Here is a 22,438-nt window from a genome sequence, read left to right as displayed (position 1 = left end):
CCTGCCCGGCTGCGCCCTCCGAGGTCCAATGTGAAAACTGCTGTCGCTCCACTCGCCCATGAAGTTCCGCCCTCCGCAGCGGACGATGTCGTCGCCGAGCTGAAGGAGATTTACATCGAAAAAGGCACGCCGATGTTCATGCGCACGGTGCTGGCGCTGTTCTCCGGCGGCTTCGCGACCTTCGCGCTGCTCTACTGCGTGCAACCGATGATGCCGCTGCTGTCCCACGAGTACTCGATCAACGCGGCGCAAAGCAGCCTGATCCTGTCGGTGGCGACGGGCATGCTCGCCATTGGCCTGCTGATTACCGGTCCGATCTCCGACCGTGTCGGCCGCAAACCGGTGATGGTCTCCGCGTTGTTCGCTGCCGCGCTGTGCACCATGGCCAGCGCGATGATGCCAAGTTGGGAAGGCGTATTGATCATGCGCGCACTGATCGGATTGTCGTTGAGCGGCCTGGCAGCGGTCGCCATGACGTACCTGAGCGAAGAGATCCACCCACAGCACATTGGTCTGGCGATGGGGTTGTATATCGGCGGCAACGCGATTGGCGGGATGAGCGGACGTTTGATCACCGGCGTGCTGATCGACTTCGTCAGCTGGCACACGGCGATGCTGGTGATCGGTGGCCTGGCCCTGATCGCGGCGGGGGTGTTCTGGAAAATCCTTCCCGAGTCGCGCAACTTCCGCGCCCGCTCGCTGCACCCGCGCAGCTTGCTGGACGGCTTCACCATGCACTTTCGCGATGCCGGTTTGCCGCTGTTGTTCTTGGAAGCCTTTGTGTTGATGGGCGCGTTCGTCACGCTGTTCAACTACATCGGCTACCGCTTGTTGGCCGAGCCGTATCACATGGAGCAAGCCTTCGTCGGACTGCTCTCGGTGGTGTACCTGTCGGGAATCTACAGCTCGGCGAAGATCGGTTCGCTGGCTGACAAGCTGGGTCGGCGCAAAGTGCTCTGGGCGACGATTGTGTTGATGCTCGCCGGCCTGGCCCTGACCCTGTTCACACCGCTGCCGGTGGTGATCATTGGCATGCTGATCTTTACCTTTGGCTTCTTTGCCGCGCACTCCGTGGCGAGCAGCTGGATCGGCCGCCGGGCGATCAAGGCCAAGGGGCAGGCGTCATCACTTTATCTGTTCAGCTATTACGCGGGATCGAGCATTGCCGGGACGGCGGGCGGGGTGTTCTGGCACTTGGGCGGGTGGAACGGGATTGGGGTGTTTATTGGCGCGCTGCTGGTGATTGCGTTGCTGGTGGCGTTGAAGCTGGCGAAGTTGCCGCCGCTGGAAAATATCAACGCCTGACGCAATTCCCCTGTGGGAGCAGGCTTGCTCGCGAAAGCGGTGTGTCAGGCACATCAATGCTGACTGACACTCCGCTTTCGCGAGCAAGCCCGCTCCCACATTGACCGAGCACAGTTCGGCATCTCGCAAACAAAAACGCCCGGCATCAGCCGGGCGTTTTTATTGGGCGAGGATCACTCGTGATACTGCGCCGACAACTCATGCACCGCACGCAGGAACGCACCCGCGTGTTCCGGATCAACTTCCGGCGTGATGCCATGCCCGAGGTTGAACACGTGGCCGCTGCCTTGGCCGTAGCTGGCGAGGATGCGGCCGACTTCGGTGCGAATGGCTTCCGGTTTGGCGTACAGCACGGTTGGGTCCATGTTGCCTTGCAGCGCGACTTTGCTGCCGACGCGATCACGGGCGCTGCCGATGTCGCAGGTCCAGTCCAGGCCCAATGCATCAGCGCCAGCGTCGGCGATGCTTTCCAGCCACAAACCGCCGCCCTTGGTGAACAGGATCACCGGAACCTTGCGGCCTTCGTGTTCGCGGATCAGGCCGCTGACGATCTTTTTCATGTAGGCCAGGGAGAATTCCTGGTACGCCGCCGCCGAGAGGCTGCCGCCCCAGCTATCGAAAATCTGCACGGCTTGCGCACCGGCCATGATCTGGCCGTTGAGGTAGCTGGTGACCGTCTGCGCGAGTTTGTCCAGCAGCAGGTGCAGGGCTTTCGGGTTGTCGTACAGCATGGTTTTGGTCTTGCGGTAGTCTTTCGACGAGCCGCCTTCAACCATGTAGGTGGCCAGGGTCCATGGGCTACCGGAGAAGCCGATCAACGGCACACGACCGTTCAGTTCACGGCGGATAGTGCTGACCGCATCCATGACGTAGCCGAGGTCTTTGTGCGGATCAGGAATCGGCAGGGCTTCGATGTCGGCCAGGGTGCTGACGACTTTCTTGAAGCGCGGACCTTCACCGGTTTCGAAGTACAGGCCTTGGCCCATGGCATCCGGGATGGTCAGGATGTCGGAGAACAGGATCGCCGCGTCCAGTTGCGGATAGCGGTCGAGCGGTTGCATCGTGACTTCGCAAGCGAACTCCGGGTTCATGCACAGGCTCATGAAGTCACCGGCCTTGGCACGGCTGGCGCGGTATTCAGGCAGGTAGCGACCGGCCTGACGCATCATCCACACAGGGGTGACGTCTACGGGTTGCTTGAGCAGGGCGCGAAGGAAACGGTCGTTCTTCAGGGCAGTCATGTCGGCATCCGGAAAAAAAGTGCGGGCATTTTCTCAGAGCGCGACGCAAAAGGCACGGTTGCAGGTCAGCCTTTTGTCTATCGGGTCAATTTGTCGCATTTTTGCAGCACCACAAAACACTGTGGGAGCTGGCCTGCCGGCGATGCAGACACCTCGGTTGGTCTGGTAGACCGAGGTGCCTGCATCGCCGGCAGGCCAGCTCCCACAGGTATTACATTCCAAACTATTGGAAAGTGATCAGACGCCCAGGTAATCCAGGATCCCTTCGGCGGCATTACGCCCTTCGAAGATCGCCGTCACCACCAGGTCAGAACCGCGAACCATGTCGCCACCGGCGAAGATTTTCGGGTTGCTGGTCTGGTGTTTGAACTTGCCTTGTTCCGGAGCCACAACGCGGCCCTGGCTGTCGGTCTGGATGTCGAACTGTTCGAACCACGGCGCCGGGCTTGGGCGGAAACCGAAGGCGATGACCACGGCATCAGCCGGGATGATCTCTTCGGAGCCCGGGATCGGCTCAGGGCTGCGACGGCCACGGGCGTCCGGTGCGCCGAGACGGGTCTCGACCACTTTTACGCCTTCGACGCGGTCTTCACCGACGATGGCGATCGGCTGGCGGTTGTAGAGGAATTTCACCCCTTCTTCCTTGGCGTTCTTCACTTCTTTGCGCGAGCCCGGCATGTTCGCTTCGTCACGACGGTATGCACAGGTCACCGACTTGGCGCCCTGGCGAATCGACGTACGGTTGCAGTCCATCGCCGTGTCGCCACCGCCGAGTACCACGACCTTCTTGCCTTTCATGTCGACGAAATCTTCCGGCGACTTTTCAAAGCCCAGGTTGCGGTTGACGTTGGCGATCAGGAAGTCGAGCGCGTCGTGCACGCCTGGCAGGTCCTCACCGGCAAAGCCGCCCTTCATGTAGGTGTAGGTGCCCATGCCCATGAACACGGCATCGTATTCTTCGAGCAGTTGCTCGACGGTCACGTCCTTGCCCACTTCGGTGTTCAGGCGGAACTCGATGCCCATGCCGGTGAAGACTTCGCGGCGATTGCTCAGCACGGTCTTTTCCAGCTTGAACTCGGGGATGCCGAAGGTCAGCAGGCCACCGATTTCCGGGTTCTTGTCGAACACCACCGGCGTCACGCCGCCACGTACCAGCACGTCGGCACAGCCCAGGCCAGCCGGGCCAGCACCGATGATCGCGACACGCTTGCCGGTCGGCTTGACCTTGGACATGTCCGGGCGCCAGCCCATGGCGAACGCGGTGTCGGTGATGTACTTCTCGACCGAACCGATGGTTACCGCGCCGAAGCCATCATTGAGGGTGCAGGCACCCTCGCACAGACGATCCTGCGGACACACCCGGCCGCAGACTTCCGGCAGGGTGTTGGTCTGGTGCGACAGCTCGGCGGCCTGGAGGATGTTGCCCTCGGCCACCAGTTTCAGCCAGTTGGGAATGAAGTTGTGCACCGGGCACTTCCATTCGCAATACGGGTTACCGCAACCCAGGCAGCGGTGGGCCTGATCGGCCGAATGCTGGGGTTTGAAGGGTTCGTAGATCTCCACGAACTCTTTCTTGCGTTGACGCAACAGTTTCTTCTTCGGATCTTTGCGCCCGACATCGATGAACTGGAAGTCGTTATTCAGACGTTCAGCCATTGTTAAAACCTCATCAAACTCTTCAGGCGCATATCACTGCGGGTTGGCACGGGTGCTGGAAAGCAACGATTTCAGGTTGGCAGCCTTGGGCTTGACCAGCCAGAAACGACGCAGGTAGTCGTCGAGGTTTTCAGCGAGATTACGACCCCATTCGCTGTCGGTTTCCTCGACGTATTCGTTCAGCACGCGTTGCAAGTGGCTGCGGTAGGCTTCCATCGCCTCACCGCTGATCCGCTGGATTTCCACCAGTTCGTGGTTGACCCGGTCAACGAAGGTGTTGTCCTGGTCGAGCACGTAGGCGAAACCGCCGGTCATGCCTGAGCCGAAGTTGTAACCGGTCTTGCCCAGGACGCAGACGAAACCACCGGTCATGTACTCGCAGCAGTGATCGCCCGTGCCTTCCACAACCGTGTGAGCACCGGAGTTACGCACGGCAAAACGCTCGCCCGCGGTGCCGGCGGCGAACAACTTGCCCCCAGTGGCGCCGTACAGGCAGGTGTTGCCGATGATGGCACTGTCCTGAGTCTTGTAGACGCTGCCCTTCGGCGGCACGATGACCAGCTTGCCGCCGGTCATGCCTTTGCCGACGTAGTCGTTGGCGTCGCCTTCCAGGTACATGTTCAGGCCGCCGGCGTTCCACACACCGAAGCTCTGACCGGCCGTCCCTTTGAAGCGGAAGGTGATCGGCGCGTTCGCCATGCCTTGGTTACCGTGCTTGCGCGCGATTTCACCGGAGATCCGTGCGCCGATCGAACGGTCGCAGTTGCAGATGTCCAGGGCGAAATCGGCGCCGCTCATGTCGTTGATGGCCGAGGTGGCCAGGTCGACCATTTTCTCGGCCAGCAGGCCTTTGTCGAACGGTGGGTTGCGGTCCACCTGGCAGAATTGAGGCTTGTCTGCCGGGATGTGATCGCTGCCCAGCAACGGCGTCAGGTCCAGGTGTTGCTGCTTGGCGGTCTGGCCTTCGAGGACTTCCAGCAGATCGGTACGACCGATCAACTCTTCGAGGGAGCGCACGCCCAGCTTGGCCAGCCACTCACGGGTTTCTTCGGCGACGTAGGTGAAGAAATTCACCACCATGTCGACGGTCCCGATGTAGTGATCCTTGCGCAGCTTCTCGTTCTGAGTCGCGACGCCGGTGGCGCAGTTGTTCAGGTGGCAGATACGCAGGTATTTGCAGCCCAGGGCGATCATTGGCGCGGTGCCGAAGCCGAAGCTCTCAGCGCCGAGAATGGCAGCCTTGATCACGTCGAGGCCGGTTTTCAGGCCGCCGTCGGTTTGTACCCGCACTTTGCCGCGCAGGTCGTTGCCGCGCAGGGTCTGGTGGGTTTCGGCCAGGCCGAGTTCCCACGGCGCGCCCGCGTATTTGATCGAGGTCAGCGGCGATGCACCGGTGCCGCCGTCGTAGCCGGAGATGGTGATCAAGTCCGCATAGGCCTTGGCCACACCGGCGGCGATGGTGCCGACGCCCGCTTCTGCTACGAGTTTCACCGAGACCAGCGCCTTCGGGTTGACTTGTTTCAGGTCGAAAATCAGCTGCGACAAGTCTTCGATCGAATAGATGTCGTGGTGCGGGGGTGGCGAAATCAGGGTCACGCCCGGCACTGCGTAACGCAGCTTGGCGATCAGACCGTTGACCTTGCCACCTGGCAGCTGACCACCTTCGCCGGGCTTGGCGCCCTGAGCGACTTTGATCTGCAGCACTTCAGCGTTGACCAGGTATTCCGGGGTCACACCGAAACGGCCAGTCGCGACTTGCTTGATTTTTGAGCTTTTGATGGTGCCGTAACGCGCCGGGTCTTCGCCGCCTTCGCCGGAGTTGGAACGCGCGCCGAGGCGGTTCATGGCTTCGGCCAGGGCTTCGTGAGCTTCCGGCGACAGGGCGCCCAGCGAGATACCGGCGGAGTCAAAGCGCTTGAGCACCGATTCCAGCGGTTCGATCTCGCTGATGTCCAGCGGCGTGTCGAGGGTTTTGACCTTGAACATGTCGCGGATCATCGACACCGGACGGTTGTCCACCAGCGCCGTGTATTCCTTGAACTTGCTGTAGTCGCCCTGCTGCACAGCGGCTTGCAGGGTGTTGACCACGTCCGGGTTGTAGGCGTGATATTCGCCACCGTGGACGAACTTCAGCAGGCCGCCTTGCTGGATCGGCTTGCGCGGGCTCCAGGCTTCAGCGGCGAGTGCTTTCTGCTCGGCTTCGATGTCGACGAAACGCGCGCCCTTGATGCGGCTCGGCACACCACGGAAGCTCAGCTCGCACACTTCTTCGGACAGGCCGATCGCTTCGAACAGTTGTGCTCCGCGATAGGAGGTGATGGTCGAAATACCCATCTTCGACAGAATCTTCAGCAGGCCTTTGGTGATGCCTTTGCGGTAGTTCTTGAACACCTCATAGAGGTCGCCCAGCACTTCACCGGTACGGATCAGGTCGCCCAGCACTTCGTAAGCCAGGAACGGATAAACGGCGGAGGCGCCAAAACCGATCAACACGGCAAAGTGATGCGGGTCGCGAGCGGTCGCGGTTTCCACGAGGATGTTGGAGTCGCAACGCAGGCCTTTTTCGGTCAGGCGGTGGTGCACCGCGCCGGTGGCGAGCGAAGCGTGGATCGGCAATTTGCCCGGGGCAATGTGACGGTCACTCAACACGACTTGGGTACGACCGGCGCGCACGGCTTCTTCCGCCTGATCGGCAACGTTGCGGATCGCCGCTTCGAGGCCGACGCTTTCGTCGTAGTTCAGATCGATGATCGCGCGCTCGAAGCCCGGACGATCGAGGTTCATCAGCGACCGCCACTTGGCCGGGGAAATGACCGGCGAGCTGAGGATCACGCGCGAGGCGTGTTCCGGCGATTCCTGGAAGATGTTGCGCTCGGCACCGAGGCAGATCTCCAGCGACATGACGATGGCTTCACGCAGCGGGTCGATCGGCGGGTTGGTGACCTGCGCGAACTGCTGACGGAAATAGTCGTACGGCGTGCGCACGCGCTGGGACAGTACGGCCATCGGCGTATCGTCGCCCATCGAGCCCACGGCTTCGTAGCCTTGCTCACCGAGCGGACGCAGCACCTGATCACGTTCTTCGAAAGTGACCTGGTACATCTTCATGTATTGCTTGAGCTGATCGACGTCGTAGAACGCCGAACCGTGGTCGTTGTCTTCCATGGTCGCCTGGATGCGCAGGGCATTCTTGCGCAGCCATTGCTTGTACGGATGACGGGACTTCAAGCGGTTGTCGATCGCATCGGTGTCGAGGATCTGGCCGGTTTCGGTGTCCACGGCAAAGATCTGGCCCGGGCCAACGCGGCCCTTGGCGATCACGTCTTCAGGCTGGTAGTTCCAGACACCGATTTCCGAGGCCAGGGTGATGAAACCGTTTTTGGTCGTGACCCAACGCGCCGGACGCAGACCGTTACGGTCGAGCAGGCACACCGCGTAGCGACCGTCGGTCATTACCACGCCGGCCGGGCCGTCCCACGGCTCCATGTGCATCGAGTTGTATTCGTAGAACGCACGCAGGTCCGGGTCCATGGTTTCGACGTTCTGCCACGCAGGCGGAATGATCATCCGCACGCCGCGGAACAGGTCGATGCCACCGGTGACCATCAGCTCGAGCATGTTGTCCATGCTGGAGGAGTCGGAACCGACGCGGTTGACCAGCGGGCCGAGTTCTTCCAGGTCCATCAGATCGTTGGTGAACTTGGTGCGACGGGCCACGGCCCAGTTGCGGTTGCCGGTGATGGTATTGATCTCGCCGTTGTGCGCCAGGAAGCGGAACGGTTGAGCCAGCGGCCATTTCGGCAGGGTGTTGGTGGAGAAGCGCTGGTGGAACACGCAAATCGACGTTTGCAGGCGCTCATCGCTCAGGTCTGGATAGAAGGCGGTCAAATCCGCCGGCATCATCAGGCCTTTATAAATGATGGTCTTGTGCGAAAAGCTGCAGACGTAGTGGTCGGCATCGGCGGCGTTGGACACGGACGAGCGACGACGGGACGTGAACAGTTTGACGGCCATGTCTTGGTCGCTCAGGCCTTCACCGCCGATGAACACTTGTTCGATCTGCGGCAGGCGCTCAAGGGCCAGGCGGCCGAGCACGCTGGTGTCGATCGGCACTTTGCGCCAGCCGACGAGGGTCAGGCCGGCCGCCAGGATCTCGCGGTTCATGTTCTCGCGAGCAGCTTCGGCTTTCACCGGGTCCTGGTTGAAGAAGACCATGCCCACGGCATATTGCTTGGGCAGTGCGACGCCGAACGTTTCCTGGGCGATGGCACGCAGGAACACGTCCGGCTTTTGAATCAGCAGACCGCAACCGTCACCGGTCTTGCCGTCGGCATTAATCCCACCGCGGTGGGTCATGCAGGTCAGGGCCTCAATGGCCGTTTGCAAAAGGGTATGACTGGGCTCGCCCTGCATGTGGGCTATCAGGCCGAAACCGCAGTTATCCTTGAATTCATCTGGTTGGTACAGACCTGCTTTCATAGACACTTTCTCACCAGGCTGCCTCTTGTCGAGGCAAATTTCTTTTCAATTCAACCACTTGCCATCCACGCCGAACGTTCGTCAGCTTTGCGGGAGCAAAAGGGAGGTCATTGTACACACCGACACTTACGCTCACAAATTTGACGACGAAATGTCGCAAATCTATGTCGCATTTGTGAAAGGTTTAAAGCGATCTGCTGTGCTAGTCAAAACTTTTTTTAATTTTGACTGCAACGACTCAAAGACTACTGTGACGCAGACACCACAAGGCACGCGGTCTTGGGAGACGGCATGCGCTTGTAGAAATTTTGAGGTGCCGGGAGAGGCGGCCTGGGTAAGGCCGCCGAATCTTCAGCGAGTTGTTGCCAGTTCCTGTTGGACGCTGGCGACAGTGCGAGGCCAAGGTTTACCAGCCTGAACCTTCGCTGGCAAGGCCTTGATGGCGGTAACGGCTGCATCGCGGTTGGCGAAGTTACCGTAGGTGATGACGTAAAGCGGCTTGCCGTTGAGGACTTTCTTGAAATAACGGTACTCGCCGCCCTGCTCTTTCACGAAGTTTTGCGCAGTCGTTTCAGAGCTGGTGCCGAGGATCTGCACCACGTAGTTGCTGGTCGGCTGACCGGCGTACCAGGTGCCACCAGCGGCCTTGGCGGCAGGTGCTGGCTTCTCGGCAGGCTTGGCGGTGGCCACAACGGCTGGCTTGGCTGGCGCTGGAGCCGGCTTCACGGCAGGCGCAGCCGGGGCTGGCTTGGCCGTTGCGACCTGAGTCGGTGCTGGAACCGGTTTAGCGGCCGGCGTCGGCGCAGGACCTGGCTGAATGCCCGCTGGCGGTGCGACAGTGGTCACGGTTGGCGGTGTCGCGCTGGAACCCTCGACCGGCACGCCATCGTCGCCCTCGGTGATGCCACCGGCCGCTTCAGCTAACGGACCGCGCATGACCGGTTGCGAGTTGCCGACCAGCGGCAATGGCATCGGCTGCGAGTTACCGGCGAACTCGACGGAAGGTGCACCGCCGTTAGGCTGTGGCGAACCCTGGCCGAGCGGCAGTTGTGCCTGTTCATTGGCAGGTGCGCCGGTGGTCGGTGCTTTGCTGCGACCCGGCATCAACCAGGCGGCGGCTACCGCGACCACGACTACGGCGGAAATCGCCAATACGTGTTTCTTCGGCATGTTAAACCCCATACTTGGACGCTTCACCGCTGAGCGGCTGGCAATCATGGCTTCGATCATTGCATCGCGGGCGACCTGATTGATGTTGCCAGGCCATCCGTCGGAGCTTTCGTGAATATCAGAGATCTGATCCGCGGTGAAAAGTTCGATACCCCGACCGGCGCCTTCGAGGCGCTGATCCAGATATTCGCGGGTTTCTTCTTCGGTGTAAGGCTGCAGTTCGATCACGTGGAAGCGCTCTTCCTCAAGGCTCAGCGCCTCAAGCTGAGCGATCAGTGACGACTCGCCAAACAGGAACACGTGCGGGCGACCTTCCGGTGCGCCAGCCGCCAGCGCCATCAGGGCTTCCAGCGCGGACTCGTCGAGCTGCTCGGCGTCATCCACCAGCAAATAGACTTCCTGACCGGTCAACGCGAGTTGCACCACTTGCGCCAGAATCGCGCCGATCTCCGCCTGTTCGACGTTCAGCGATTGAGCGACCTGGCGCAAGATGCCGGCCGAATCGCCCGCGCCGCGAGCGGATACCACCACGCTCTGCACCGACTGCTTGTTGGTGCTGGCTACCAGGGCCTGGCGCAACAGGGTCTTGCCACTGCCTTGCGGGCCCGTGACCACCAGCAGCAACTGGCTATAGCGCGCCAGGTGATGCAGTTGCCCCAGCACCGGTTTGCGCTGGGCCGGGAAAAATTTGAAGCCAGGTACCCGTGGAGCAAAAGGGTCATGACTTAACTGGTAATGGCCGAGGAAAGCCTCGTCGGCATGCAAACTAGTCATCGGGATCTTATTAACCTTTCAGCTGAGCCAGGGCGCGGTAATCCGCTCCCAGCGTGGCCTGTAAAATCTCTTTTGGATAATCGTCGGTCACCACCGCTTCGCCCATGTGGCGCAGCAGCACCAGGCGCAAACGACCGTCGATCACTTTCTTGTCAATTGCCATGTGTTCAAGGAAATCGGCTTCGGTCATCTCTTCAGGCGGGATGACCGGCAGGCCGGCGCGCTGGAACAGGCGAATACCGCGATCACGCTCTTGCTCGCTGATCCAGCCCAGGCGCGCGGACATCTCCAAAGCCATCACGGTGCCAGCAGCAACGGCCTCACCATGAAGCCAGACACCATAGCCCATGTGGGTTTCGATGGCATGGCCGAACGTATGACCGAGGTTCAACGTGGCGCGAACACCGGTCTCTTTTTCGTCAGCACCGACCACCGCAGCCTTGGCGGCGCAGGAACGCTCGATCGCGTAGGTCAGGGCGACCTGGTCCAGGGCACGCAGGCGATCAACGTTTTCTTCGAGCCAGGTCAGGAACGGCTCGTCACAGATCAGCCCGTACTTGATGACTTCAGCCAGGCCGGCGGACAGTTCGCGGGCCGGCAGGGTATTGAGGGTCGCGGTATCGATCAGCACCACGTTCGGCTGATAGAACGCGCCGACCATGTTCTTGCCCAGCGGATGGTTGATACCGGTCTTGCCGCCCACCGAAGAGTCGACCTGCGACAGCAACGTGGTCGGCACTTGAATGAAATCAACGCCGCGCTGGTAGCAGGCGGCGGCAAACCCGGCCATGTCACCAATCACGCCGCCACCGAGGGCGATCACGGTGGTGCGGCGGTCGTGCCGTGCGGTCAGCAGGCCGTCGAAGATCAGTTGCAGGGTTTCCCAGGTCTTGAAGGCTTCGCCGTCGGGCAGCACCACGGAAATCACCGAGAACTGCGCCAGGCTGCGGGTCAGACGTTCGAGGTAGAGCGGTGCAACGGTCTCGTTGGAGATGATCGCTACTTGCCGTCCGCGAATATGCGGGGCCAGCAGCTCAGGCTGATCCAACAAACCTTCGCCAATGTGAATCGGGTAGCTGCGCTCGCCTAGATCGACCTTGAGTGTCTGCATGTGTCCCCACAGTGAAGATGAATCAGGCGTCCTGCCTTGAGTTATCGAATGTCCACGGCATCTGCTGGTGTGATGCCGTTCGGTAGCCATCTGCCACAACCCGGAGCGGTCATGACAGGACGCCGAGGATAGCGCATTTCGCGCTGCGCATTAACGGGGCGGTAGCTGCTGCAAGCGTTCGAGGATGTCGAGCACCACCATTCGCGGCGGCCGCTCATCGGTTTCAACCACCAGGTCGGCGATTTCCCGATACAGCGGATCGCGGATGGCCAACAGATCCCGCAGGGTCTTGGCGGGATCGGCGGTACGCAACAGGGGTCGATTGCGGTCGCGGGCAGTACGGCCGACTTGCTGCTCGACGGAAGCATGCAAGTAGACCACCCGACCACCGGCATGCAGCGCCCGACGATTGGCTTCGCGCATGACTGCGCCGCCACCGGTCGCCAACACCACGCCATCGCAGCCACACAGCTCGGCAATCATCGCCTGCTCGCGGTCACGAAAGCCCGGTTCGCCTTCTTTATCGAAAATCCACGGGATATTGGCGCCCGTGCGCAATTCAATTTCCTTATCGGAATCTTTGAACGGCAGGCGCAGCTCTTTGGCCAGCAACCGGCCGATGGTGCTTTTACCAGCGCCCATCGGTCCAACAAGAATCAAATTTCGCACAGAATCAATGACTCACAGCAATCGCCTGGTTGTTCATGATACGCGGAGTGAGAAATACCAGCAGCTCGGATTTTTTCTCCGAAACCACGTCACGCCGGAAAAGGCGGCCAAGATACGGCACATCGCCGAGAAATGGCACCTTATCTACAACCTTGCTTTGAGTATTTGAGAAAACCCCGCCAATGACGATGGTCTCGCCATCGTTGACCAGGACCTTGGCGTTGACCTCGTTTTTCTTGATCGGCGGTACATCCTGCACCTTGTTCAGGTAGTCCGGCTCGTCCTTGGTGACCTTGACCTCCATGATGATCCGGTTGTCCGGGGTGATCTGCGGCGTCACTTCCAGCGACAGCGAGGCCTCCTTGAAAGACACAGACGTCGCGCCGCTGGAGCTGGCTTCCTGGTAGGGAATCTCCGTGCCCTTGAGGATTTTGGCGGTTTCCTTGTCGGACGTGACTACCTTGGGCTGCGAGACGATTTCACCGTTGCCGGTTTTCTCCATTGCCGTCAGCTCCAGGTCCAGCAACACGTTGTCGGTGATGAAGGCAATGCCAATGCCCGAGGTGCTTCCCGCTGCGCCCATGTCGACAAACGACGAGTTGGTACTGGTGCTTTCCGGTGTGCCGATGGTCCTCCCATCGCTGGCCCCGGAGGTGTTCCAGTTGCCCTTGTTGCGCACCGAACCACCCCAGCGCACGCCGAGGCTTTTGTCGTAGTCGACGTTGGCTTCGACGATTCGCGCTTCAATCATTACCTGACGAACCGGGATATCCAGTTGCGTAACGATGCGACGAAGCTCATCCAGGCGATCTTGAGGCTGGTAGGCGATGATGTTGTTGGTGCGCTCATCAACAGTAATCGACCCCCGCTCGTCGGCCTTCGCGTCGGCGCTGGTCACTGAAGTGAACAGCTTGGCAATGTCCGCCGCCTTGGCGTAATTAACCTGCAACAGCTCGCGCCGCAGCGGCGCCAGTTCGGAGATCTGCTTCTGCGATTCCAGTTCCTGACGCTCCCGGGCGGCGATTTCATCGGCCGGCGCCACCAGCAGCACGTTGCCGATCTTGCGCTTGTCCAGGCCCTTGGTTTTCAGCACCAGGTCCAGCGCCTGATCCCATGGCACATTCTGCAACCGCAACGTGATGCCGCCCTGCACGGTATCGCTGGCCACCAGATTGAGGTTGGTGAAATCAGCGATCAGTTGCAGCACCGAGCGCACGTCGATGTCCTGGAAATTCAGCGAGAGTTTTTCGCCGGTGTAGGCGAAGCGCTGTGCATTGCGCTTTTGCAGATCGTCGACGGTCATCGGCCGGATGCTGACGGTCAGCTTGTTGTCGGTCTGATAGGTCGAGTAGTCGAAGGCGCCGCCGGGCTCGATGGTGATCGTGGCTCGGTCGCCGGTGGCGACGGCGTTGACGAATTGCACCGGGGTGGCGAAATCCTTGACGTCGAGGCGCACACGCAACTTTTCGGGCAATTGGGTCCTGGCGAAACCGAGGATGATCTTGCCTTCGTGTTCCTGGATGTCCGGCGCGATGGAGGGATCCGACAGGTCGATGACCACATTGCCTTCACCCTGGGTGCCGCGCTGGAAGTCGACGCCGCGAATGGACTTGCTCGAAGGGGCGTAGGTTTTCGCCGGTGCCGGCGTTGCAACTGCGGCGCGAGGTGCCGGTTTCGAGGCTTTGCTGTTCGCCCCTTGTCCAATCACCACCAACAGATTATTGCCTTCGACCCTCGCGTTATACGGAGTCAACTGCGTCAGGTTAATGATGAGCCGCGTGCGGTCGTTGGCCTCCACCACCGTGGCGCTGCGGGCTTTGCCGCCCCCCAGGTCGCGAGTCTTGCTCTTCAACTGACTGACCACACCGGGCAGGTCCAGCGCAATCCGCGCCGGCTGTTCGGTGGTGTAACCGTCGGGCACCGGTGGCGGCCCATCGAAAGATAACTTCAACTCGACGCGATCACCCGGCAGCGCAGCAACATCCAGCGCTTTGAGGTTGGTCGCCAGCACCATCGGAGACACCAACGCTATCCATAGCGAAATGCCGAGGGTTGAGAAAGTCCTGTTCATTATTCGAGTTCCACTATGAGTGCTCTTTCAAAGGAAGGGTTCGTGGCCGCTCCAGCCAGGCACCCTCGCCATCGGGAACGATTTCGACCACATCGACTTGTGAGCCGCTGATGGCGACGATCCGGCCATCGTTTCTCCCCAGGTAATCGCCAACCTTCAGCCGATGCACCCCGCCCGCCCCGCGCAACAGCGCAAAGGAGCCGGAGGCATTGGAGATCGTGCCGACCATTTCAAACTGCTCGATGTTGAATCCTTCGAGGTACTGCTTGACCCGATCGGGGTCGGGCTTGACGTTGCGCGAGCCGCGTTTCTGGCCCGCCAGGTCCACTCTGACCTGCCGGGAAAACGGGCTGCGCAGGTTGGCGGCGTTGTAAGTGAACGTTGGGTAAGACCGAAACGTCGGCGTTGGTTCAATTTTGCCCGGGGCCCGCAGGCGCACTTCGTTCATGTAGGCATCCAGGTCGCCGACATCGTTGTCGCTACCGCACGCGGCCAGGCTGGCGAACAACACCACCATCGAAACACAACGAATCGGGCTCATTTCTGCGCCCCGCTGCCGTTGTAGCGGTAGGTCTTGGCAAGGATGCTCATGCGCAACTTCGGTCCGCCTTCAGGGCTGGCCGGCGCAATGTCGAAATCATGCAGTGTCACGATCCGGGGCAGCCCCGCCACACCACTGACGAAGGTCGCCAGGTCGTGATAGGCGCCGGTGACAGTGATCTGAATCGGCAATTCGATATAAAACTGCTGGGTGACTTCCGGCAGCAGCTTGATCTCTTCGAACTCCAGCCCGCTGCCGAGGCCCGTGCGGGTGATGTCTTCCAGCAGGCCGGGAACCTCGGTGTCGCTGGGCAATTGCCGCAATAGCATGCCAAAGGAGGTTTCCATCTCTTTCATTTGCTGGGTGTACAGCTCCAGATTCGCCGCCATGTGGGCTTTGGTCGCGAACTGTTCCTTGAGGGTCGACTCTTCCTCACGCTTCAGATTGAGCTGGTCTTCGAGGTCACTGAGGTAAAAGGTGTACCCCAGCGCCAACACCAGCAGCATCAGCAGAACAGCCACCACGGCCTTGATCGCTGGCGGCCAGGAACCCATGTTGTTGGTGTCCAGATCGCCCAGGTCAACATTGCGCAACCCTTCCAGCCATTGGGACGGACTCATTTATCGTCCTCCACGGCAGCGGGTTGTGTCTGACGAACGGTCAGCTGAAAGACATTGGCCTGGTCCAGTTGACCAGCGGTCGTCGCCTTGACCTCGGTAAGGCTCGGGGCATCGAACCAGTCGGACGCATCCAGGTTGCGCATCAGGTCCGACACGCGATTGTTGGACTCCGCCGCGCCGGTGATGGAGAGGGTTTTGCCGACCATTTTCACTTCGGTGAAATACACGCCGTCCGGCAACGTGCGCGCCAGTTGATCGAAGATCCGGCCGCTGATCGGCCGGTTACCTTGCAGGTCCTGAATAATGCGCATGCGCTCGACCAGTTGCTGGCGTCGGGCTTTCAAATCACTGATCTGTGCGATCCGCTCGTCGACCACGGCGATCTGCTTGCCGATGTAGGCGTTACGGGCAGCCTGCCGATCGATGGCGCCGCTGATGAGCTGATCCGCGACCAGTACGCCCCCCACAGAACACAGCAGCACGCCGACCAACGCCAGCAAAAAGCGTTTGCGGCGTTCTTCTCGCCGCTCTTCGCGCCAGGGTAAAAGATTGATCCGCGCCATCAGTCGAAACTCCTGAGGGCGAGCCCGCACGCGATCATCAAGGCCGGCGCATCGCTGGCCAGGGCGCCGGCGTTGACCTTGCTGCTCAGGGCCATGTTGGAGAACGGGTTGGCCACTTGGGTCGGCGTGTCCAGGCGCTGTTCGATCAACCGGTCCAGCCCCGACACCGACGCCGTGCCACCGGCCAGCAGAATGTGATCGACCGCGTTGTACTGCCCAGAGGCAAAGAAGAACTGCAACGAGCGCGAAACCTGTTGCACCAGCGCCTCGCGAAACGGTTGCAAGACCTCGCTGACGTAGTCGTCGGGCAAACCGCCCTGCTTCTTCGCCAGCCCGGCCTGCTCGACCGTCAGGCCATAGCGTCGCTGAATTTCCTCGGTCAGTTGCCGACCGCCGAACAATTGCTCGCGGGTGTAGATGATCTTGCCGTTGTGCAGCACGCTGAGGGTGGTCATGGTCGCGCCAATGTCCACCACCGCGACCGTCAGGCGCTCCTGAGAAGCGGCCAGTTGTGTCGAGAGCAAACCGAAGGAGCGCTCCAGCGCGTAAGCCTCGACATCGACCACGCGCGCGGTCAGGCCGGCCAGGGCGAGGGCCGCTTCACGGACTTCGACGTTTTCCTTGCGACAGGCGGCCAGCAGCACATTGACCCGCTCCGGGTTACGCGCAGACACGCCCTGGACCTCGAAGTCGATCGCGACTTCGTCCAACGGATAGGGAATGTATTGATCGGCCTCGATCTTGAGCTGGTTTTCCATCTCGTCGTCGGAAAGACCGCCGTCCATCTCGATGGTCTTGGTGATCACTGCCGAACCAGCCACTGCCACCGCCACGTTCTTGAGGCTGGATCTGGCCTTGAGCAGCACACGAGAGAGCGCCTGCCCGACACCCTCAAGCTCAGCGATGTTTTTTTCGACTACCGCATTGGCCGGCAACGGCTCTACCGCGTAGGCCTCGACCCGATAACGGTCACCCTGACGACTCAGTTCCAGAAGCTTTACCGACGTGGAACTGATGTCGATCCCCAACAGCGAGTTGGCTTTTTTATTGAAGAGTCCTAGCACTGCCCATTCCCTATGACTATCCGTGTCTTACGGACTCTGTAATATCCGTTGCGTTCATTACCTCCCGTCTTGACAGAAGCGCCAATGACGCTCCCCGCGGAAAAATGCTTATAATGCCCAGCGTTTTTTTCCGGTTTTTACTTCAAGCGCGGGTTGTTCCCTGTTTATCCGAACCCTGATGCCTCATTCATTCTTTGCCCTGGATGTCCAAAAGCCTTGATTCGTCTGCTGAAATTTTTCGGTTGGTCCATCGTCGCCGTTTTCTGCGGACTGCTTCTGGGTCTGAGTGGCGCCTTTCTTTACCTTAGTCCCGGATTGCCATCCGTGGAGGCGCTGAGAAGCATCCAGTTGCAGATTCCTTTGCGGGTCTACAGCAGCGATAACAAGTTGATCGCAGAATTTGGCGAAATGCGCCGTACTCCGATCCGTTTCGCCGACATTCCGCCCAATTTCATTAATGCGTTACTAAGTGCTGAAGACGACAATTTCGCCAACCACTATGGCGTCGATCCCAGCAGCCTGATGCGTGCAGCGACCCAATTGGTCAAAAGCGGGCACATTCAGTCCGGCGGCAGCACCATCACCATGCAGGTCGCGAAGAACTTCTTCCTGACCAGCGAGCGCAGCTTCTCGCGCAAAACCACCGAAATTCTCCTGGCCTTGCAGATCGAACGGCAGCTGACCAAGGACGAGATCCTTGAGCTTTACGTCAACAAGATCTACCTGGGCAACCGCGCCTACGGCATCGAAGCCGCCGCGCAGGTTTACTACGGCAAATCGATTCGTGACGTCAGCCTCGCCCAGATGGCGATGATCGCCGGCCTGCCAAAAGCCCCGTCGCGCTTCAACCCGCTGGCCAACCCGGCGCGCAGTAAAGAGCGCCGCGACTGGATTCTGGGGCGCATGTACAAGCTCGGGAAAATCACCGAAGCGGACTACACCACGGCAATCAACGAACCGCTGAACGCCAGCTATCACGTGCCGACGCCGGAAGTGAATGCACCGTACATCGCCGAAATGGCCCGTGCCGAGATGGTCGGGCGTTATGGCAGCGACGCCTACACCGAAGGTTTCCGCGTGACCACGACCGTGCCGAGCAATCTGCAGGAAATGGCCAACACTGCGCTTCACGAAGGCTTGATGACGTATGACCAGCGCCATGGCTATCGCGGCCCCGAGTCACGCCTGCCGGGCAAGACGCGCGAGGCCTGGGCCACCGAGCTGACCAAGCAACGCACGATCAGCAGCCTTGAACCCGCCATCGTGACTCAGGTCGACAAGAATGGCCTGCAAGTGATGACCCGCACCGGTGACGAACACGTCGGCTGGGACAGCATGAAGTGGGCACGTCCGTTCCTGAACACCAACAGCATGGGCGCCAATCCGAAGCAGCCTGCGGATGTAGCCCAGGTCGGCGATCTGATTCGCGTGCAGCGCCAGCCGGACAACTCGCTGAAATTCAGCCAGATCCCGCAGGCGCAAGGCGCGCTGGTATCGCTTGATCCGCAGAACGGCGCCATTCGTTCGCTGGTCGGCGGTTTTGCCTTCGAGCAGAGCAACTACAACCGTGCCTTGCAGGCCAAGCGCCAGCCAGGCTCGAGCTTCAAACCGTTCGTCTACAGTGCGGCGCTGGATAACGGCTACACCGCCTCCAGCCTGGTGAACGACGCGCCGATCGTGTTTGTCGACGAATACCTGGACAAGGTCTGGCGTCCGAAGAACGACACCAACACCTTCCTCGGTCCGATCCGTCTGCGCGAGGCGTTGTACAAGTCGCGCAACCTGGTGTCGATCCGCTTGCTGCAAGCGATGGGCGTTGGCAAGACGATCGACTACATCACCCGCTTTGGCTTCAACAAGCAGGACCTGCCGCCCAACCTGTCGCTGGCGCTGGGCACCGCAACCCTGACGCCGATGGAGATCGCCACGGGCTGGAGCACCTTCGCCAACGGCGGCTTCAAGATTACCCCGTACATCATCGACAAGATCGAAAGTCGCAACGGCGACACGCTGTTCGTCGCCAACCCGCCAAGCGTTCCTCAGGGCGCTGCAGCGAGCAGTGGCATTGCTGCGCCGGTCGCGCAGACCTTTACGGTCAACGCGACACCGGGTGAGGCGCCAGCCGCGCCGGGCACCGCGCCGCAAACGCCAGCCGTAGCCGAACGCATTGTCGATGGCCGCACGACTTACATCCTCAACAGCATGCTGGAGGACGTGATCAAGCTCGGTACCGGCCGTCGCGCGCTGGCCCTGGGACGTGGCGACATTGCGGGCAAGACCGGTACGACCAACGAATCCAAGGATGCGTGGTTCTCCGGCTATAACGCCGATTACGTGACCACTGTCTGGACCGGTTTCGACCAGCCAGAAAGCCTGGGTCGCAAGGAGTTCGGCGGCACCGTCGCGTTGCCGATCTGGATGAACTACATGGCTGCCGCCCTCAAAGACAAGCCGCCGCATACGCAGCCAGAGCCGGAAGGCATCCTGAGCCTGCGAGTCGACCCGGTCAGTGGTCGTGCCGCCAGCCCAGGCACGCCAGGCGCGTACTTCGAACTGTTCAAGGCCGAAGACACACCACCGTCGGTGAACGAGCTGGGCAACGGCACGGCGCCGGGCAGCCCGCTGCCAGCGGATGAAGCGGCACCGATCGATTTGTTCTGATCGGCTAGCGCAACGTAAAAGCCCCGCCTTCGGAAGAAGAGCGGGGCTTTTTTTTGATTTGTGTATTCCACACATAGATGTGTCGCCTGCCAGTCCGCCTTCGCGAGCAAGCCCGCTCCCACAGGGGTACGCGTCCAATGTGGGAGCGGGCTTGCTCGCGAAGAGGCCATCACAACCGCTGCAAAACGCTCAGGCAAAAAAAAGCCCCGACTCATACGAGCCGGGGCTTTTTGGTTGAAGCGCTACAACGGCTTAGCCGTTGAACACGTCATCCACGCTTTTCAGCGGGTAGTTCTTCGGATACGGCAGGGTCGCTACGCCGGTCTCGATGGCAGCCTTGGCCACAGCATCGGAGATCAGGGTGATCAGGCGGGCATCCATTGGTTTCGGAATGATGTACTCACGACCGAATTCCAGCTTGATACCGCCGTAGGCGTCGCACACTTCCTGAGGAACCGGCAGCTTGGCCAGTTCACGCAGGGCGTTGGCCGCGGCCACTTTCATTTCTTCGTTGATGCGCTTGGCGCGAACGTCCAGGGCACCGCGGAAGATGAACGGGAAACCCAGCACGTTGTTGACCTGGTTCGGGTAGTCCGAACGGCCGGTGGCCATGATCACGTCGTCACGGGTGGCGTGAGCCAGTTCCGGGGAGATTTCCGGATCCGGGTTGGAGCACGCGAACACGATCGGGTTGGCCGCCATGGATTTCAGGCCTTCAGCGCTCAGCAGGTTCGGGCCGGACAGGCCGACGAACACGTCTGCGCCTTGCAGGGCGTCAGCCAGGGTGCGCTTGTCGGTCGCGTGAGCGAAGACAGCCTTGTACTGGTTCAGGTCGTCACGGCCGGAGTGGATCACACCGGTACGGTCAACCATGAAGATGTTTTCGATGTTGGCGCCCATGCTCACCAGCAATTTCATGCAGGAGATGGCGGCCGCACCGGCGCCCAGGCAGACGATCTTGGCGTCAGCGAGGGTTTTGCCAGCGATTTCCAGGGCGTTGATCATGCCGGCCGCGGTAACGATCGCAGTGCCGTGCTGGTCATCGTGGAATACCGGAATGTCGCACTGCTCGATCAGAGCGCGCTCGATCTCAAAGCACTCAGGTGCCTTGATGTCTTCCAGGTTGATGCCACCGAAGGTGATGGAGATGCGCTTGACGGTGTCGATGAAGGCTTGCGGGCTTTCGGAGTCGACTTCGATGTCGAAAACGTCGATGCCGGCGAAGCGCTTGAACAGCACGCCTTTACCTTCCATCACAGGCTTGGAAGCCAATGGGCCGAGGTTACCCAGGCCGAGAATCGCGGTGCCATCGGAAATGACTGCAACCAGGTTGCCTTTGCCGGTGTATTTGTAGGCCAGTTCAGGATCGCGGGCGATTTCGCGTACTGGTTCGGCTACGCCGGGGCTGTAGGCCAGCGACAGGTCGCGGGCGGTAGCAGTGGCCTTGGTGAGCTCGACGCTCAGCTTACCTGGACGAGGATGGGCATGATATTCGAGAGCGGCAGTTTTCAAATCAGACATGGGGGCATTCCGCTTTTACTGTTGGACAGACTGGTCAGCGAGGATACGCGCCTCGCAAAATCCCCACAAGACTGACCGGTCACCCCTGTCAAGCGCCCGGCCCTACGACTTTGGGCCAAGAGCCGCGGAACACAAGGGATAGACTGTTCACAATCGACAGAAAAAATGTCTACAATTTTTTCTTATCGCGCGATTTGCAGCATCGACGGATCGGTGAGCGGCAGAAGCCAGCGCGCCTGTCCGGATTTCAACCCGCCGCGTCGGGAACGGTCCAGCACCCAGCCACGCGCCTCGATCTGCTTGCCTTCCAGCTTTTCCAGCGCCGGGACATCGAACTGCCCGAGCAAATTGGGTGCAACACGCAATACAACCGAATCCTGCAACTCGATCCAAACCCCGCCGCGATTGCGCTGAACCTTGCTCACACGACCGCTGAGCACGACGAAACCGGAAACGTTGATCTGCTCCGCTTTCAGTACAGGAGATTGCCGCCAAACCCCAAGCCCGGCCTGTCGGGCACTGTGTTCGGCAGCTTGCTGGCAACCGACAAGATCGACATTGGGGGCGACCGCCACTTGAAAGCCGAGGCCTTCGGCGAGCATCTGCGCTTCAAGATTGGCACCGTTGGCGCCGTAGACATGGGCCAGCGTGCGGCCGTAGTGGTCCTTGTTTTCTTTACCCGGCAGCAAACCGACGTTTGCGGCACTGTCAGCCACCAGCGCCTCAAGACGTTTGCGCGCGACCACGGCAAACGGCTCGTCGGAACGGCCCTGCTTGCCCAGCTCAGGCGTATTCAAGCCGATCATGCGCACACTGCGGCCATCGCTCAGCCGCAAGGTGTCGCCATCCACTACCCGCTGCACGGTGACCGACTCCAGTTCGCTCGGCGTCGGGCAGAATGCCTGGGCGCCGGAGAGCCAAATCGCGGACACAAAAAAGGCGCCCGCGAGGGACGCCTTTTTCAACAGCAAGGAAAAGCCCATCGGGCCCTT

Annotated in this window: 15 protein-coding genes; 2 read left to right on the top strand and 13 right to left on the bottom strand. The window is 60.5% G+C overall.

Annotated features, from left to right (window positions below; genetic code table 11):
- The first annotated feature begins 30 nt into the window (after positions 1-30).
- Positions 31-1,305, top strand: coding sequence for an MFS transporter (locus BK660_RS24810; protein ID WP_123435510.1), 1,275 nt, complete (start codon positions 31-33; stop codon positions 1,303-1,305).
- A gap of 173 nt (positions 1,306-1,478) precedes the next feature.
- Here the strand turns inward: BK660_RS24810 and hemE are convergent, their stop codons facing one another.
- The 11 genes from hemE to BK660_RS24745 form a co-directional block, all read right to left on the bottom strand.
- Positions 1,479-2,546 (bottom strand): uroporphyrinogen decarboxylase, encoded by a 1,068-nt coding sequence (hemE, locus tag BK660_RS24805; RefSeq protein ID WP_123435509.1) that lies wholly within the window; start codon positions 2,544-2,546, stop codon positions 1,479-1,481.
- Between the two features lie 237 nt (positions 2,547-2,783).
- Positions 2,784-4,202, bottom strand: a complete 1,419-nt coding sequence (locus BK660_RS24795) for an FAD-dependent oxidoreductase (RefSeq protein WP_123435507.1) — start codon at positions 4,200-4,202, stop codon at positions 2,784-2,786.
- 33 nt (positions 4,203-4,235) lie between these two features.
- Positions 4,236-8,681: a glutamate synthase large subunit gene (gene gltB, locus BK660_RS24790; RefSeq protein ID WP_123435506.1), complete on the bottom strand. Its 4,446-nt coding sequence runs from the start codon at positions 8,679-8,681 to the stop codon at positions 4,236-4,238.
- A 351-nt stretch (positions 8,682-9,032) separates the two neighbouring features.
- The gene (locus BK660_RS24780; RefSeq protein ID WP_123435505.1) at positions 9,033-10,625 is read right to left on the bottom strand and encodes an SPOR domain-containing protein; all 1,593 of its coding nucleotides are present in this window, start codon (positions 10,623-10,625) and stop codon (positions 9,033-9,035) included.
- A gap of 10 nt (positions 10,626-10,635) precedes the next feature.
- On the bottom strand, positions 10,636-11,736 hold the full coding sequence (gene aroB / locus BK660_RS24775; protein ID WP_123435504.1) for a 3-dehydroquinate synthase: 1,101 nt from the start codon (positions 11,734-11,736) through the stop codon (positions 10,636-10,638).
- Positions 11,737-11,886: 150 nt separating this feature from the next.
- Positions 11,887-12,405: a shikimate kinase AroK gene (gene aroK / locus BK660_RS24770; RefSeq protein ID WP_027922095.1), complete on the bottom strand. Its 519-nt coding sequence runs from the start codon at positions 12,403-12,405 to the stop codon at positions 11,887-11,889.
- A 4-nt stretch (positions 12,406-12,409) separates the two neighbouring features.
- The gene (locus tag BK660_RS24765) at positions 12,410-14,476 is read right to left on the bottom strand and encodes a type IV pilus secretin PilQ (protein ID WP_123435503.1); all 2,067 of its coding nucleotides are present in this window, start codon (positions 14,474-14,476) and stop codon (positions 12,410-12,412) included.
- Between the two features lie 13 nt (positions 14,477-14,489).
- Positions 14,490-15,017: a pilus assembly protein PilP gene (locus BK660_RS24760; RefSeq protein ID WP_123435502.1), complete on the bottom strand. Its 528-nt coding sequence runs from the start codon at positions 15,015-15,017 to the stop codon at positions 14,490-14,492.
- Positions 15,014-15,637: a type 4a pilus biogenesis protein PilO gene (gene pilO, locus BK660_RS24755; RefSeq protein WP_123435501.1), complete on the bottom strand. Its 624-nt coding sequence runs from the start codon at positions 15,635-15,637 to the stop codon at positions 15,014-15,016. The genes BK660_RS24760 and pilO overlap by 4 nt, the downstream gene beginning before the upstream one ends.
- A complete protein-coding gene (locus BK660_RS24750; protein ID WP_123435500.1) occupies positions 15,634-16,200 on the bottom strand; it encodes a PilN domain-containing protein in 567 nt (188 codons plus the stop codon). Before BK660_RS24750 ends, pilO begins: the two co-directional genes overlap by 4 nt.
- On the bottom strand, positions 16,200-17,264 hold the full coding sequence (locus tag BK660_RS24745) for a pilus assembly protein PilM (RefSeq protein ID WP_123435499.1): 1,065 nt from the start codon (positions 17,262-17,264) through the stop codon (positions 16,200-16,202). Before BK660_RS24745 ends, BK660_RS24750 begins: the two co-directional genes overlap by 1 nt.
- A gap of 219 nt (positions 17,265-17,483) precedes the next feature.
- On the opposite strand from BK660_RS24745, the gene BK660_RS24740 reads away from it, so the two are divergent.
- Positions 17,484-19,925 (top strand): penicillin-binding protein 1A, encoded by a 2,442-nt coding sequence (locus tag BK660_RS24740; RefSeq protein WP_404942954.1) that lies wholly within the window; start codon positions 17,484-17,486, stop codon positions 19,923-19,925.
- A 252-nt stretch (positions 19,926-20,177) separates the two neighbouring features.
- Here the strand turns inward: BK660_RS24740 and BK660_RS24735 are convergent, their stop codons facing one another.
- Together BK660_RS24735 and BK660_RS24730 are read right to left on the bottom strand one after the other, a co-directional pair.
- Positions 20,178-21,446: a malic enzyme-like NAD(P)-binding protein gene (locus BK660_RS24735; RefSeq protein WP_027922102.1), complete on the bottom strand. Its 1,269-nt coding sequence runs from the start codon at positions 21,444-21,446 to the stop codon at positions 20,178-20,180.
- Between the two features lie 182 nt (positions 21,447-21,628).
- Positions 21,629-22,429, bottom strand: coding sequence for a thermonuclease family protein (locus tag BK660_RS24730; protein WP_123435497.1), 801 nt, complete (start codon positions 22,427-22,429; stop codon positions 21,629-21,631).
- Positions 22,430-22,438 lie beyond the last annotated feature (9 nt).

Origin of the sequence: Pseudomonas brassicacearum (assembly GCF_003732265.1) — a bacterium.
Taxonomy (GTDB): domain Bacteria; phylum Pseudomonadota; class Gammaproteobacteria; order Pseudomonadales; family Pseudomonadaceae; genus Aquipseudomonas; species Aquipseudomonas brassicacearum_D.
Note: the sequence above shows the minus strand (reverse complement) of the source record. Positions and strands in the feature narration are given on the sequence as shown.

Coding starts and splice junctions, on each gene's coding strand:
- hemE (WP_123435509.1), bottom strand. CDS start 2,546: ATGACTGCCCTGAAGAACGACCGTTTCCTTCGCGCCCTGCTCAAGCAA.
- BK660_RS24795 (WP_123435507.1), bottom strand. CDS start 4,202: ATGGCTGAACGTCTGAATAACGACTTCCAGTTCATCGATGTCGGGCGC.
- gltB (WP_123435506.1), bottom strand. CDS start 8,681: ATGAAAGCAGGTCTGTACCAACCAGATGAATTCAAGGATAACTGCGGT.
- BK660_RS24780 (WP_123435505.1), bottom strand. CDS start 10,625: ATGACTAGTTTGCATGCCGACGAGGCTTTCCTCGGCCATTACCAGTTA.
- aroB (WP_123435504.1), bottom strand. CDS start 11,736: ATGCAGACACTCAAGGTCGATCTAGGCGAGCGCAGCTACCCGATTCAC.
- BK660_RS24765 (WP_123435503.1), bottom strand. CDS start 14,476: ATGAACAGGACTTTCTCAACCCTCGGCATTTCGCTATGGATAGCGTTG.
- BK660_RS24760 (WP_123435502.1), bottom strand. CDS start 15,017: ATGAGCCCGATTCGTTGTGTTTCGATGGTGGTGTTGTTCGCCAGCCTG.
- pilO (WP_123435501.1), bottom strand. CDS start 15,637: ATGAGTCCGTCCCAATGGCTGGAAGGGTTGCGCAATGTTGACCTGGGC.
- BK660_RS24750 (WP_123435500.1), bottom strand. CDS start 16,200: ATGGCGCGGATCAATCTTTTACCCTGGCGCGAAGAGCGGCGAGAAGAA.
- BK660_RS24735 (WP_027922102.1), bottom strand. CDS start 21,446: ATGTCTGATTTGAAAACTGCCGCTCTCGAATATCATGCCCATCCTCGT.
- BK660_RS24730 (WP_123435497.1), bottom strand. CDS start 22,429: ATGGGCTTTTCCTTGCTGTTGAAAAAGGCGTCCCTCGCGGGCGCCTTT.